Annotated in this window: 12 protein-coding genes and 2 tRNA genes; 11 read left to right on the forward strand and 3 right to left on the reverse strand. The window is 60.2% G+C overall.

What is annotated here, in order from left to right; all coding sequences use genetic code 11:
* The 4 genes from B2696_RS07250 to B2696_RS07255 form a co-directional block, all read left to right on the forward strand.
* Positions 1 to 297, forward strand: a 297-nt coding sequence (locus B2696_RS07250; protein WP_286954751.1) for an HNH endonuclease signature motif containing protein, incomplete at its 5' end; no start/stop codon positions are given.
* Positions 298 to 669: 372 nt separating this feature from the next.
* Positions 670 to 822: a helix-turn-helix domain-containing protein gene (locus B2696_RS11570; protein WP_376778858.1), complete on the forward strand. Its 153-nt coding sequence runs from the start codon at positions 670 to 672 to the stop codon at positions 820 to 822.
* A gap of 485 nt (positions 823 to 1,307) precedes the next feature.
* The gene (locus B2696_RS11575) at positions 1,308 to 1,649 is read left to right on the forward strand and encodes an ATP-binding protein (protein ID WP_414646595.1); all 342 of its coding nucleotides are present in this window, start codon (positions 1,308 to 1,310) and stop codon (positions 1,647 to 1,649) included.
* Positions 1,650 to 1,722: 73 nt separating this feature from the next.
* The gene (locus tag B2696_RS07255; protein ID WP_286954753.1) at positions 1,723 to 2,154 is read left to right on the forward strand and encodes a hypothetical protein; all 432 of its coding nucleotides are present in this window, start codon (positions 1,723 to 1,725) and stop codon (positions 2,152 to 2,154) included.
* 10 nt (positions 2,155 to 2,164) lie between these two features.
* On the opposite strand, the gene B2696_RS07260 is transcribed toward B2696_RS07255, so the two are convergent.
* Genes B2696_RS07260 through B2696_RS07270 form a run of 3 tightly spaced genes read right to left on the reverse strand, consistent with a single transcriptional unit; the run spans position 2,165 to position 5,311 of the window.
* Positions 2,165 to 2,560, reverse strand: coding sequence for a phage holin family protein (locus B2696_RS07260; RefSeq protein WP_373862546.1), 396 nt, complete (start codon positions 2,558 to 2,560; stop codon positions 2,165 to 2,167).
* Entirely contained in the window at positions 2,557 to 3,615 is a 1,059-nt protein-coding gene (gene hisC, locus B2696_RS07265) for a histidinol-phosphate transaminase (protein ID WP_286954755.1), read from the reverse strand. The genes B2696_RS07260 and hisC overlap by 4 nt, the downstream gene beginning before the upstream one ends.
* Before the next feature lie 10 nt (positions 3,616 to 3,625).
* Positions 3,626 to 5,311: an alpha-keto acid decarboxylase family protein gene (locus B2696_RS07270; protein WP_286954757.1), complete on the reverse strand. Its 1,686-nt coding sequence runs from the start codon at positions 5,309 to 5,311 to the stop codon at positions 3,626 to 3,628.
* A gap of 159 nt (positions 5,312 to 5,470) precedes the next feature.
* Here B2696_RS07270 and B2696_RS07275 point away from each other — a divergent pair, with 159 nt between their 5' ends.
* The 7 genes from B2696_RS07275 (at position 5,471) to B2696_RS07305 (ending at position 11,948) form a co-directional block, all read left to right on the forward strand.
* On the forward strand, positions 5,471 to 6,586 hold the full coding sequence (locus tag B2696_RS07275; protein ID WP_286954759.1) for a helix-turn-helix domain-containing protein: 1,116 nt from the start codon (positions 5,471 to 5,473) through the stop codon (positions 6,584 to 6,586).
* 83 nt (positions 6,587 to 6,669) lie between these two features.
* Positions 6,670 to 6,761, forward strand: a tRNA-Ser gene (locus B2696_RS07280).
* Between the two features lie 148 nt (positions 6,762 to 6,909).
* Positions 6,910 to 8,280, forward strand: coding sequence for a magnesium transporter (mgtE, locus tag B2696_RS07285; protein ID WP_286954761.1), 1,371 nt, complete (start codon positions 6,910 to 6,912; stop codon positions 8,278 to 8,280).
* A gap of 199 nt (positions 8,281 to 8,479) precedes the next feature.
* The gene (locus tag B2696_RS07290; RefSeq protein ID WP_286954763.1) at positions 8,480 to 10,054 is read left to right on the forward strand and encodes an SLC13 family permease; all 1,575 of its coding nucleotides are present in this window, start codon (positions 8,480 to 8,482) and stop codon (positions 10,052 to 10,054) included.
* Between the two features lie 138 nt (positions 10,055 to 10,192).
* Positions 10,193 to 10,897 (forward strand): VIT1/CCC1 transporter family protein, encoded by a 705-nt coding sequence (locus tag B2696_RS07295; protein WP_286954765.1) that lies wholly within the window; start codon positions 10,193 to 10,195, stop codon positions 10,895 to 10,897.
* 85 nt (positions 10,898 to 10,982) lie between these two features.
* Positions 10,983 to 11,055: transfer RNA gene (locus B2696_RS07300), tRNA-Arg, on the forward strand.
* 365 nt (positions 11,056 to 11,420) lie between these two features.
* Positions 11,421 to 11,948, forward strand: a complete 528-nt coding sequence (locus B2696_RS07305) for a YdcF family protein (protein WP_286954767.1) — start codon at positions 11,421 to 11,423, stop codon at positions 11,946 to 11,948.
* Positions 11,949 to 12,597 lie beyond the last annotated feature (649 nt).

Below are 12,597 nucleotides of genomic sequence, written 5' to 3' on the forward strand. Positions count from 1 at the left end.
GGGCCGGTGGACTTATACCGCTTTGAGCGCTTCGCATCGGTTAAGCAGCGCACGATGCTGGCAGCAGAGCACCCCACCTGCGCGTGGCCGGGCTGTACCACCCCGGCGGAAAGAGGACAGTTCCACCATCTCACCCCGTGGAAGCACGGCGGGGAGACTAACGTTGCCAACCTGGTGACCTTGTGTAACTACCACAATGGCATCAATGACGACGATCCGAATGCGCCGCCGCGCCGCGGGCGCCTTACCCGCCAAGGCGGGACAATAGTCTGGCAGCCCCCGCATACTAGCCGTTAGGACAACCGTCCCAACGGCTACTTTCCGCACCCTATCGCAGGTAGGGCACGGCGTCGGCTTCGATTACGGGGGACTCGCTTCTGATCTGCCACTCCCACCCTGCGCTCTACAAACGGAAGATTCCCCAAAGTGCCTACTTATGCGCAGGCTGCAGTTCATTCCACCGCAAATCCAACCTGGGATCGAATAAAGTTGGAGAAAGTTTTAAACAAATGGGCAAAGTGGGAATCACTTCCCTGTATTAGAAGCATGATTTGGAATGCGGAAACCCTCGACCGGATACTTCGAGAGTTTCGAAGGCTTGGTAGTGACAGCACCGCCATCGAATGAAAACGTGCAGGAAATGGTGCTCATGGTGACGTTTTCGAATCTATTGCTGCTTTCGCGAACATGCCTGAGGGAGGCATCCTTATCCTCGGCGTCGAGGAAAGAGCTGATTTCCAGGTTTTAGGAGTCCCGGATCCTGCGAAGTTGGAAAGTGGGATTGCCGATAAGGTGAGGCAGTCGATTAAACCACTGTCTTAGTAGTAGAGATCGTGCCCTTGGCTCCCGAGCAAAAGCCCGCGCGATTCAAGAACAAGGCATATCTCCGGCAGGCCGATGACTCCCCATGAATGACAATGGCCTCCGGATGATTGACATTGCAGCACTCCACGCCAGTGAGCAACTTTCTGCATAATGTTCGACATAGAACCGCCCGTGTAGCGAAGATTGGAGAAGATGCCCGTCTTCTTCAGATAACCAATGTGACTGATGATGAAGGACAGCTTCGGATGGGAGGGCTTTACGCTATGGGGCTTCTGCCCGAGGCAACATTCCCATCCCTTGCGGCCACTGCTGCCGTGCGTGTGTCCAGAGACGGATCAGGCGTTCGCACTCGAAATCTCAAAGACTTCGGAGGACCTATTCCACTTCTCCTCGATGAGACGATGGAATGGGTGCGCGATAATCTTGCTGAGGAGCGTGCATATACGGCTGACGGCCATACGGAATCAAGGCCAGAGCTCCCGATGTCGGCGGTGCGCGAGCTTCTGGCAAATGCCTTTGTGCACCGTGACCTGGGGCCGAATACCGTCGGTACCGGAAAACGGGTGGAAATTCGAGTCCTGCGAGATCGTCTGATCATTAAAAGCCCAGGCGGCCTAGAAGGGCTGTCTACCGCGCAACTTGAGTCCACGGATCTAACGAAATCCGCAGTAAATCAGCGCGTATACGAGATCGCGAAGTGTCTTGAAACCCCTGATGGGCGTCCGAAGGCGAGGGTGGCGGTATTCCTGAGGTCTATCACGCTATGCGGGGGGCGGGGAAGCCAGACCCACGCTTTTTTGACAATGGCGTGGAGTTTAGCGTGAGTCTATTCCGAAACAATCGTTACGATGACGAAGAGAGTGCTTTCCGCGTTCCTTCACTGGCTCATTGTCGTGGATGAAGAAAGAGCTCTTGGTAGGTCTCCTCCGGGGAGAAACATGGACGGTTTCCCAGGCAGAGAATGAGTTCGCGCCTGTTGCTCCCAGAGATGTGCGAAGCGAAGTGGAAGATCTGCTGCAGGCAGGAGTCATCAGGAGCATTGATGGGCAACTGAAGCTGGGGCCCGAGGCGGAAGAAAACCCCGAAACCACAAGCAATAGTGTTGCTGCCTCTCTCACAAAGATTTCTACGCTCGGTCCCAATACTGAGGCCGTTTACCGGTCTAAATCTGCAGCTAAGAGTACCGTGGTAGGCCTGATTGAAAGTACACAGCTCTCCGAGAACAAAGTTCGTTACGCCCTGAAGCAGCTCCTCGAGGCCCACGTGATTGCCATAAGGGGAGGGCGTGGGCACCGAAGCACAAGGTACGAACTATTGAATAGGGATTAGCCCTTGAGAGCTAAGGAACCACTCGCAGGGGACTTGTGAAGAAGTTGACCACCCCGGAGACGATGGAGAGGATGATGGCGCCGAAGATGGCGGCCCACCAGCTCTCGATGTGCAGGTAGCCAATGCCGAGGTCGAGGGTGCGCAGCGCCCACGAGACTATAAAGAGCACCGCGCCGTTGATGACCAGGGCAAAGAGGCCCAGGGTGAGGCAGGTCAGTGGCGCGCCGAAGAAGCGCAGGACCGGGGTGACCACCGCGTTGATGAGGATGAACACAACGGCGATGGCGATGAAGTTGCCCGTGGTATCCGGCGTGATGGAAATGCCGGGGACCAGCGTGACCACGGCCCAGAAGGCCACCGCGATGGCGATGACGTTGAGGATGAAGTTCAGCAGCGAGCTAATTATTCTTCACCACCAAAGGTTTCTTGCCAGGCTGTGAGGAGGGCGTCGGTCTCCGGGGCGGTGGTGCAAGAGATGCGCACGCCCTCGTCGAAGGCGCGCACGAGGACGCCGTGCTCGGCGAGTGCTTCCGCGATCTGCTGTGGGGTGCCCAGGTGCGCGATGTTGGCGGCGGGCAGCCAGATGAGGTTGGCCTCCGAATGAGGGACGCCGTAGCGCGAGAAGGTCTCGACCATGCGTTCGCGCTGGGCGACGGCATCTTCAGTGCGCGTGCGTAGTTCCTCATCGGCCTGCAAAGAGGCTAGGGCGCCGGCCTGAGCCACGGCGCTGACGGAGAATGGAACCGCTACCTTGTTGAGCGCCGTGATGATCTCCGCGTCGCCAAAGGCGTAGCCCACGCGCACGCCGGCGAGGCCATAGGCTTTGGAGAAGGTGCGCATGCCAATGACGTTGGGGTGATCCTTGATGACCTCCGTTGCCACCGGGGTATCGGTGGCGCGGTTGTACTCGAAGTAGGCCTCGTCCAAGGCGATGATGATGCGGGAAGGCACCGCGGCGAGGAACTCCCGGAACTCCTGCGAGGTCACGGTGGAACCGGTCGGGTTATTCGGGTTGCACACAAAGATAAGCCGAGTCTTGTCCGTCACTGCCTCAGCCATGGCGGCAAGATCTAGGCCGTGCTCCGAGTTCAGGGGAACGGCGACCGGGGTGGCGCCGACGACCTGCGTGAAGATGGGGTAGGCCTCGAAGGAGCGCCAGGGGAAAATAACCTCGTCACCGGGGACCGAGGTGATCTGCACCAGCTGCTGACAAATGGCGGAAGAACCCGTGCCGACGGCGACCTGCTCGAGCTCTACGCCAAGGCGCTCCGCGAGGGCGGTGCGCAGGGCGATCGCTCCCATATCCGGGTAGCGGTTGGCGCCGGCCGCGGCCTGCGCCATGGCCTGGCTGGCCACTTGAAAAGGCGGCTGGGTGGCCTCGTTGGAGGAGAGCTTTACAGCCGTGTCGTTGCGTGCACCCGGCACGTAATTGGGAAGTGAAGAAAGGTCGGAGCGAATCATGCCTAGTACCTTAGTCGTTTCGTGGCCCACGCGGGCCGTAGTCAAAGTCTGCGGTCATGGGCCCGAAAGTGTGCAATCCGCGTGGCGCATCTGCGGCCGGAAGATGTAGCTCGAGGAAGGCCCCATGCGGGGAGGCAGCGATGGATTCGAGGGCCTGCGCCAGCTCGCCCTCGGTGGTAGCCGAGTAGGACTCCATCGTGGTATCGGCCTTAAAGACCTGCGGCAGCTGGTTATAGGACCAGTCCTGGATGTCGTTGTACTCCTCTTCCATGCCGAGGATATAGCGCTCGATGGTGTAGCCCTTGTTGTTGATGAGCACGATGATGGGGTTGAGCTCCTGGCGCAGGATGGTGGATAGCTCCTGGGCGGTGAGCTGGAAGGAGCCGTCACCGATGAAGAGAATGTGGCGGCGATCCGCAGCGGCTAGTTGCGAGCCCAAAAGCGCGGGCAGGGTAAAACCGATAGAACCCCAGATGGGGGAGTTGATATAGCGCACGCCTTGAGGCAGGCGCTGCGGGCCCAGCCCGATATTGGAGGTGCCTGCCTCGGCGATGACCACATCCTCCTCGCGCAGGAAATCGACCATCTGCGGCCAGAGGCGCTCGTGGCACAACGCGGCTTCAGGGTGCGGCTTAAAGGACTCGACGGCAGCGGGGCTCGCGGGCGCCTGGGAGGCAGACGAGGAGGAGGCGGGGGGAATGCGCTCGAGGAGGACGTCGATAAGCTCGGCGGTGGTGATGCCAACGAAGATTTCGCCGGCGACGTTGGCGTGCTGATCGCCGAAGTTGATGATGGTGGCGCGGCTGAGGTTGTGGGTGAAAGAGCCCGAGTTCACCTCGATGAAGCGCGGGTTGGTGGTGATGAGAAAGTCGGAGCGCTCGATGCGCTCCTGCAGACCGGGGGTCGAGGCGGCGCCGTTATAGGTGCCGAGGAAGTGCTCGCCGCGCTCGGATAGGATGGCCTTGCCCGAGGAGAGCTGCGCGTAGGGGATGTGCGCCTTGGCAATGAGGGCCTCGAATTGGGCGGTGAATCCGTGGCGGTCGGTGTCTTGATCGATGAGGATGATGGGGTCCGTGGCCTGGGCAAAGCGCTCGAGGATGCGCGCGGCGGCGGCCTCGAGCCTCTCCGGATCGGAGGCGGGCAGCGCGGTGGAAAACGGGGCATCGGGGACCTCGATGCTCAGGTGGGTGATGTCGGAGGGAATCTGGATGTGGACGGGGCGCTTTTCGCGCAGGCAGGTGTGCAGCGCGCGGTCGAACTCCTCCACAGCATTCATAGGGGACAGGCGCGTGGCCACCTCGGTGAAGGGGGCGACGGCTTCGAGCATGTTGGTGTAGTCACCGTCGGCAAGCGAATGGTGCAAGTTCCAGCCAAATTCGGTGGCGTACTGCGGCGGGGCGCCGGCCAAGGAGACCACGGGGACATGCTCGGCGCGGGCGCCGGCGATGCCATTGAGCGCGGAGAGCTCGCCCACGCCATAGGTGGTCAACAGTGCGCCGGCGCCGCGTTGGCGGGCGTAGCCATCGGCGGCGTAGGCGGCGTTGAGCTCGTTGCAGGCGCCGATGAAGCGGATGCCTTCACTCTGGCTGATCTGCTCGAGGAAGCTCAGGTTGAAGTCTCCGGGAACCCCGATGATTTCGGTGATGCCGATAGCTTTGAGGCGGTTGAGGATGAATTCTCCGATGGTGGTGTGCATGGCGCGGAAGACTGCCTTTCTGGAAAGGATTACTGAGGTCACGGGACGTACCAGCATTATCGCGGCGGGCTGGGCCTCTTGTCACTAGACAGCAGCACTAAGTATCTTTGACATATGTCAAAGGCTGCGGTGGGAAATTTGCACGATATACAGCATTACGTGGATGAGATCGCGCGGCGGCTGCAGCGATCCGTCGAGGTCACCACGCCCTCCATCGCAGTCATTGCCGCCAGTGCCCAGCTCGGCCCCATCGACGGACACCGCGCCGCCTCCATTCTCAACCGCACGCCACCGCCGGAGCCGATACCGTGGATGCTGAGCTTTGGCATTCAGGAGGCCACGGCGCCGGTGCGCCTGCCCGCCCACCCCGGCTACGACATGCTCCCGCGCGTGGTCATTCCCCTGCGCCGGGGCCTGCGATTGGTGGGACACCTGTGGATCATCAACGAGCCCGCGCTTGGCGAAGCCGCGCTCACCACGATAAACCCCCTCCTCGACGCCCTCATCGAGCAGGTGGACAGGCGTGATGCGCCCCTGGCCGCGCGGGCAGAACAAGCCCGGGAGATGGCCCGGGACCTCATGGCCGGGCATGACGATGCGCTGGCGCGTGCCCACGAGCTAGATCTCCTGCCGGTCGACGGCGAGCTGCGGGTACACCGCCTCCACATCGCCGGGGACCTGGGCCGGTTGGCCCTTGAGCTCGCCCGCCCGCTGCACCGCCGTCCCTTTCTGGCTCTCGATGTCCACGATTCCCTCGTACTCATCGAGTCCCCACGTAACGCCGCCGACAGTGCGGCCCTACTCGAGGAGGTAGCCAGCGCCGCATTGACCGCAGGTGCCGTCATTGCGGCGCGTGGTTCCGCAGCCGTCGGCGCGGCGAGTGCGGTGGGCGCGGGGGTGCGCCGCGCCCGGCATATGGCCGACATCGCCAAGCTAACGGGAATAGACGCCCTGGACTGGTCCGAGGCAGGGGCCTGGCGTCTGCTCCTCGGGTGGGATCTTTCCCCGGCTACGGTGCGCACCTTAAGCCCGGAGGCCGGAGAATTGCTGCGTGCGGGAAGTGATTCCTATTGGCGCAGCGTGCTTGCTTATCTGGATCACGCCCGCAACGTCACTGCGACCGCGGCCGAACTCTACATCCATCGTGCGACGCTGCATTACCGGCTGGAAAGGGTCCGCGAATTGATAGGTCCTGCCGCGCTAGAGGAGGGCTGGCGCGCCGCCGCCTTGCACGTTGCCCTGCGTCTGCAGGCAGCGCTCGAAGAAGGGAAATGACGCCGCGCCTAGAAAGCCTGCCCCAGGTTTTGTCTGTCAGGCAGACTCAGGTAGAGTTTCTTAAGGTTCATCCGTGGACCGCTGGAGACGTGCCAGAGTGGCCGAATGGGGCTCCCTGCTAAGGAGTTGACCTACTTGCGTAGGTCCGGAGGTTCAAATCCTCTCGTCTCCGCCACATTTTCCAATGATCCCAGTTTGCGTGCCTACCGTGCGCAGCTGGGATTTTTGCTGCCGCGGGGGAGGCTTGGGCGGCGACCCGTGTTGAGAATTCGCCGTAGGATGAGGTGGCTTGCAGGTGGGAAGAAAGAGATAGGGGTCGCCAGATGCGGAATAAATCGACACGGTTGTCAGATGTTGAGGCCCTAGAGAAGATCCTGCGCAGCGATGATGCGCTGGATCCGGAGATTGCCTCCCACTTGCAGGAGCTGGCGGCGCGCCTGCCCTTGCGGGAGCTCATTTCCTTAGTAGAGCGCTGCAATTCCGTGCGCGCGGCGCTTATCTTGCGCCTCCTGCCAAGGCACAGGTCCATCGCGGTTTTTGATGCGCTGGACTTTGGCCAGCAGGCGGATCTCATTGATGAGCTGGGAAATTCCGAGGTGTTCGAGTTCTTCGACTCCCTGGAACCGGAGGATCGCGTCGCGCTTCTCGACGAGCTGCCGGCCGAGATCGCAGACCGCCTCCTGAAGTCCTTGAAGAAGCCGGCCCGTGACATCACCGGCGTTGTTTTGGGCTACGAGAAGGGCTCGGTGGGCCGCCGCATGTCGCCCGAGGTGCCGGACATCTATCCCGAGATGACCGCGCGGGAAGCCCTCCGGCAGCTACGCGCCACCGCACGGGATCTGGAGACTATATATACCTTGCCCGTCGTGCGCACGGACAGGCGCTTGGTGGGAGTCTTGAGCTTCCGCGAGCTCTTTCAGGCCCCGGATGATAAGCCTCTTGGCGAGTTGATGAAGGAGGCCGTTTATACCTATGCCAGCGCGGATGCGGAGGAAACTGCGCGCTGGTTCCTCCCGCTGGATATCTTGGCCATCCCGGTGGTCGATGACTCGCGTCGCCTAGTTGGCCTTTTGACCTGGGACGACGCCACCGACATCGTGGAGGAGGCGGATTCCGAGGACACCGCGCGCTCCGGTGGTACTGAGGCCCTTAATCAGCCTTATATGTCGACTCCGCTGTTCAAGCTCGTGCGCCTGCGCATCGTGTGGCTCTTGGTCCTGGCCGTTTCCGCCCTGCTGACTGTGCAGGTGCTCTCCGTATTCGAGGACACGCTCGCCGCCGCCGTGGTGCTCTCCCTCTTCATTCCGCTGCTCACGGGAACCGGCGGCAACACCGGCAATCAGGCGGCAACGACGGTCACGCGCGCCCTGGCCTTGGGGGACGTGCGTACCAAGGATCTCTGGGCGGTGCTCTGGCGTGAGTTGCGGGTAGGCATGCTCTTGGGTGGGGCCCTAGGTGCACTCGGATTGCTGCTCGCCTCGCTGGTATTTGACCTGCATCTGGGCATCGTCATTGGCGCGACGCTGTTCTTGGTGTGCTCGATGTCCGCCACCGTGGGCGGAATCATGCCCCTTGTGGCCAAGAAGGTAGGCGCCGACCCTGCAGTCTTTTCCAATCCCTTCATCTCCACGTTCTGCGATGCGACGGGGCTCATCATCTACTTCTTCATTGCCAAGGCTGTGTTGGGGATCTAACTTCTTGGCTCTGGACCGGGGATTCGTGGACGGTGTGCTAGATTTTAGGGGCCCACAGCGGGGGTGAAAACCGGAAACAAGCTGAGAGCTGCATGTGTACCAATTAGGGTCTGGGGTACCAGCGGTTGGTGGTTTATGCAACCCCGGCCGTCAAACGAGGTGTACATCACCTCCCCACGTTGACCAAGGAGACAATTGTATGACCATACCTCAGACCCACAGATCCACGGCCCACGCGGAAGGCGAGGATGATTGCGGCCCCCGGCCTCGGGCCTGGCGCCGCCAGCTCATCGGGCTATTTACCGGACTAATTCTCGCGCTTATCGTTTTCTTCATCTTCCCCAGCAACTCGGTGGAGACGGTCCTCCAGTCCACCGGGGCCGACGAGGACACCACTTATACCCACGAAGCGCTGCGCACCGTGGCGGCCGTAACCATTCTCATGGGCGTGTGGTGGATGACGGAGGCTATACCTTTGGCGGCCACGGCGCTGATTCCCCTGGCAGTGTTCCCTCTCTTCGGCGTCGCCGGCATTAAAGATGTGGGCTCGCCCTATGCCTCCGCCACCATCTTCTTGTTCATGGGCGGATTCCTGATCGCACTCGCGCTCCAGCGTTGGAATATCCACCGCCGCATGGCCTTGGCCGTGGTCAAGATCGTGGGAACCTCTCCCAAACGCCTAGTACTAGGCTTCATGCTGGCCACCGGCTTCTTGTCCATGTGGGTGTCCAACACCGCCACCGCCGTGGTCATGTTGCCCATCGGCGTCTCCGTCTTGCACCTGACCGCAGAGACCGTCGGCGGTATGCGCAAGCAGGCGCGTTTTGCAAGCGCAATGATACTGGGAATTGCCTACGCCGCCTCCATCGGATCCCTCGGCACCCTCATCGGTACCCCGCCCAATGCGCTGCTGGCCGGGTACATGAAGTCGGCGCACGACATCACCATCGGCTTTGGAAAATGGATGCTTGTGGGCATGCCTCTGGCCATCGTTTTCCTATTTTTGGCGTGGGGGGTGTTGATTACTATTTTCAAACCGGAGATAAAGGAGATTCCCGGCGGCAAGGAGCTTATCGACGGCGAGATTAAACAGCTAGGTCCGTGGACTCCTCCGCAGATCATCACTGGGCTCATCTTCCTCATCGCCGCGCTGTCCTGGGTATTCGTCCCCTTCATTGTGGGCGAGGACTCCTACTACGACGACGCCATCATCGGCATCATCGCGGGCCTGCTGCTGTTTATCCTGCCCGCTGAACCCAAGACCGGCGTGCGTTTGCTCGATTGGAAGACTGCGAATGAAATGCCCTGGGACGTGCTCCTCCTCTTCGGCGGTGGCCTTTCCCTTTCTGCCATGTTCAGTGCCTCTGGCCTCTCCCTCTGGATCGGTGAGATGGCCAAGGGCCTGGGTGGATTGCCCGTCTTCCTGCTCATCGCAGCCATTGCCTTGTTGGTCCTTCTCCTTACTGAGATCACCTCCAATACCGCCACCGCGGCCACCTTCTTGCCGATTATGGGCGGCGTCGCAGTCGGAATCGGGCTGACCGCCAACGGCGAGGCAAACGTCCTATTGCTCACCATTCCGGTCGCCCTAGCCGCAACCTGTGCTTTCATGCTGCCGGTGGCAACCCCGCCTAATGCCATCGCCTTCGGATCCGGTTACGTCAAGATTGGCGAGATGATCAAGGGCGGCATTTGGCTCAACATCATAGGCTGCGTTCTCATCACGCTGACCACATATTTTATTGCCATACCAGTATTCGGGCTCGTGGGTTAAGCCCCCACATTCCAGCTACCCTCAGGAAAGGCACAGTTTGCACCGCTTAGGGTAGCTTTTGCTTGTTAGCAAACCGTGCGCCTTTTCACCATAATTGGGGTAATCAAAACTTCATTCTCTCTAAAAAGGAGGGTTGCCATGTCGCACCCCAATGAGCCGCACGAAGGAACCGAAGGCTCGCGTTTGAACTCCCTGCGGGCGGCGGTCCTCGGCGCCAACGACGGCATCGTCAGTGTGTCCGCACTCATCCTCGGCGTCATCGGCTCCGGGGCGGGGTCTGCCGCCATCTTCACGGCCGGTTTAGCCTCCACCATCGCCGGTGCGGTTTCCATGTCCCTGGGTGAGTACGTCTCGGTTTCCGCTCAGCGCGACACCGAGCGCGCGCAGGTGGAACAAGAGCGCCGCGAACTGGCCGAGGACCCGGAGGGCGAGCACCTAGAGCTCGCCGGAATCCTCGAGGGCTATGGCGTGACTAAGGAAACAGCGCATACCGCCGCAACGGAAATAAGTGGCGGCAATACTCTCTCTGCGCATCTGCGCCTAGAACTTGGCCTCGACGGGGACGATCTCACCAGCCCCTGGCAGGCTGCCGGCTGGTCAGCGCTGTCCTTCCTTTCCGGTGCGTTGCTGCCCTTGCTCTCCGTTTTCGTTGCACCCCGCGGCAACGAGGCGCTGTTGGTAACGGCGGTTACTCTCGTGGCTTTGTCGATAACGGGCTTTATCTCCGCGAAGCTCTCCCGCACCTCACCAGTGGTCTCCGTGGCCCGCCTCGTTATCGGTGGCGCGCTCGGCCTCGCTGTCACCTACGGAATCGGTTCTCTCTTTGGCATTTCAACCGGCTAAATGCCCGCTTACATGGCGATTTGTGGCTATTGCTGCTCGACGCTATAGTTAAATCTCGTTGCACAGTACAGCTGCTCAACAAAATGCGCCCGTAGCTCAACGGATAGAGCATCTGACTACGGATCAGAAGGTTGGGAGTTCGAATCTCTTCGGGCGCACAGTTTATCCCCGTTCTTGTTATTTCAAGGATGGGGATTTTGCTATGTGCGGGCACTCCAGTTTCGGTGGTTTTGGTGGTCTTGGCGTGTTCACTGCCCGCAGTGGCCAAAAACTTCAGAAACTAGCCACTATTTACCGTGAAAACGCCGTGGCGCGCTCAAGCCTGGTGTGGCATCTATTTCGGGGGAGGGAAGTGTCCCTGGATCTGCCACTCTTGTCACACCAGTATTCACCCGTCACAGATTCCTTCTCTCGGCGGCCCAGAGGCCATATGTCCTGCTACGGTCAATTCGCAGCGCATGCGTCCGTGCACCCTCCCTGCGGTGGTGAGGGGTTACTCATCTCTTCTCTGGATAGGAAATCTATGTCTTTGACCGTCAACGCTATTGTCGCGACCGGCATCGCTGCGTCCCAGGCGTTCTCCTCTACTAGCTCCGCCGTCGATCTTTCCTCGGAGGTTGCAGGGCTATCGTCGGCTTCCGATCTTGTGGCGGCACACAACGCGGCTTTTGCGGGAGCGCCCATCGTTGTCCTCGGGGCACGTCTCAACCCTGATTGCGTACCGCCTGCAGTGCTTAACAAGCGGCTGGATCGTGCGGCAGCGTTCGTGCGCCTGCATCCTGCCAATCGCGTCGTCGTGACCGGCGGCAAGACGCAGGGCGGTTGCCCCACCGAGTCGCAGTCCATGGAGGCCATGCTGCGCGCACGTCTCGTGTTCAACCCCATCATTCGTGATGAGTGGTCGGGCAACACCGTCCAAAACGCCCAGGCCGTTGCTGGTTTGATCCCCGACAAGCAGGTCGTGTTGGTTACGAGCCAGGACCACTTGCCGCGCGCCATGGGCAACTTCGCCAGCGTGGGCATAGAAACCAAGGGCGTCGCCGCTTTCTAGTAAATCTAGTGAGCTCAACTTATCTTGAAAGCGGTTGGGTGGACAACACCCTAGAAGGATTCCGGTGAGAATTTCAGTATTTACCATTGTTGCTGGCCTCATTTGCTCATTTGCTCTCACAGCATGCAGTAGCGGAGACTCTGAAGATTCTGTATCTTCGCCGTCGAGCACTACTGCCACTTCCAGTTCGCAGGCGGAGACGTCTACGACGAAGAGTGAGACCACTAGCTCTGAAGTAGCGTCTGACTCTGTGATCCCTAGTCACGCAGCTATAGAGCCTGCGCCGATCACCGAGGCGGCTGTGGAACAGCCTTATGTGTTGTATTGCCTCGAGGGCACTCCAGGCCCAGCCACGTGGTCTGACAATCAAATTAGATTCTCGCAAGAGTGTTTCGATAGTTTGACCGTGGGCCAAGGTGACTACCGGTGTCCGTACACGGATCATTATGTACACGACCCATCTGAATGTGAGAGCAACCGCTCGAGGCCAAGTGTGCAGGATTCTCCTGCGCCCCTAGGCGGAGATCCTTCTACCTGGTTTTATGACGGTCCGAGGAATGAAAATGGCGACCCTGTTGACCATCCGCAGTTGAACTGGACGAGCTAGTTTTCAGCGCTAATAGTGCATTCTTCGGCCAGAACATTGCTG

The organism is Corynebacterium sp. UBA4397 (assembly GCF_002390965.1).
GTDB classification, from domain to species: Bacteria; Actinomycetota; Actinomycetes; order Mycobacteriales; family Mycobacteriaceae; genus Corynebacterium; species Corynebacterium flavescens.

Excerpts from the sequence above, each read along its gene's own strand:
- B2696_RS07290 (WP_286954763.1), top strand. The coding sequence starts at position 8,480 with ATGACCATACCTCAGACCCACAGATCCACGGCCCACGCGGAAGGCGAG.
- B2696_RS07295 (WP_286954765.1), top strand. The coding sequence starts at position 10,193 with ATGTCGCACCCCAATGAGCCGCACGAAGGAACCGAAGGCTCGCGTTTG.
- B2696_RS07255 (WP_286954753.1), top strand. The coding sequence starts at position 1,723 with ATGAAGAAAGAGCTCTTGGTAGGTCTCCTCCGGGGAGAAACATGGACG.
- B2696_RS11575 (WP_414646595.1), top strand. The coding sequence starts at position 1,308 with ATGTCGGCGGTGCGCGAGCTTCTGGCAAATGCCTTTGTGCACCGTGAC.
- hisC (WP_286954755.1), bottom strand. The coding sequence starts at position 3,615 with ATGATTCGCTCCGACCTTTCTTCACTTCCCAATTACGTGCCGGGTGCA.
- mgtE (WP_286954761.1), top strand. The coding sequence starts at position 6,910 with ATGCGGAATAAATCGACACGGTTGTCAGATGTTGAGGCCCTAGAGAAG.
- B2696_RS07270 (WP_286954757.1), bottom strand. The coding sequence starts at position 5,311 with ATGCACACCACCATCGGAGAATTCATCCTCAACCGCCTCAAAGCTATC.
- B2696_RS07305 (WP_286954767.1), top strand. The coding sequence starts at position 11,421 with ATGTCTTTGACCGTCAACGCTATTGTCGCGACCGGCATCGCTGCGTCC.